At 64.6% G+C, this 848-nt stretch carries 1 protein-coding gene; it reads left to right on the top strand.

The genetic code is table 11. The features are described from left to right. Positions 1–848, top strand: an 848-nt coding sequence (locus AAHM40_RS27000; protein ID WP_342247438.1) for an Ig-like domain-containing protein, incomplete at both ends; no start/stop codon positions are given.

The raw sequence follows: 848 nt of genomic DNA, 5'->3' as shown, positions 1-848 counted from the left end.
GCATCACCGGCAGCAACGACATCCCCACCGTCGAGGTCAGCAGCCCGGGTGCCGAGGGCGAGCTGGCCCAGGTCTTCGAGAAGGGCCTGGCGGGCGGTAGCAGCGCGGGTGACGGCAGCACGGTCACCACCGGCAGCTTCACCGTCGCCGACTCCGACGGCCTGGCCAACCTGAAGACCCTGAGCGTCGGCAGCCTCAACGTTGACCTGACCACCAGCGGCTTTGCCAGCCTGGTGGGGCAGAGCTTCACTACCGACCATGGCACCGTGCTGATCACTGGTTACAGCAACGGCACTTACAGCTTCAGCTACACCCTGACCGAAGCCACCACCGATGCCGCTGGTCCGGAGACGGACGGCTTCCTTATTAATGTGGGCGATGGCCTGGCCAATGCCTCGGCCACGGTGACCATCGAGATCGTCGACGATCTGCCGCAGGCGAAGGCTGATGGTGCATCGGTCAGTGAAGGCAGCAGCGTCAGCGGAAACGTGGTCAGTGGTGCAGGCTTGGGATCGGTAGCGGACGTGTTCGGTGCCGATGGCCGACCCTCATCGGCTACCGGCGTGGTGGGCGTGCGTACCGGTAGCGATGTTTCGACACCGGTCGCTGGCGGCGTGGGCGTGCCAATCGATACCGGCCTGGGCACTCTGGTGCTGCATGCCGACGGCAGTTACACCTATACCAGCCACGCCAATGCTCTGGGCCAGGCGGGTGCGGTGGATACCTTCACCTACACCATCGTCGACGCCGATGGTGACTTCAGCACTACGACCCTGACCATCGACCTGTCGAACATCACTGTGGTTGGCGACGTGCAGGCCGGCTCGGACGATGAAGTCCGCGAGGCA

It is taken from the genome of Pseudomonas sp. OTU5201, from assembly GCF_038440135.1.
Lineage (GTDB): Bacteria > Pseudomonadota > Gammaproteobacteria > Pseudomonadales > Pseudomonadaceae > Metapseudomonas > Metapseudomonas resinovorans.
This window is presented reverse-complemented; position numbering and strand designations above follow the sequence as displayed.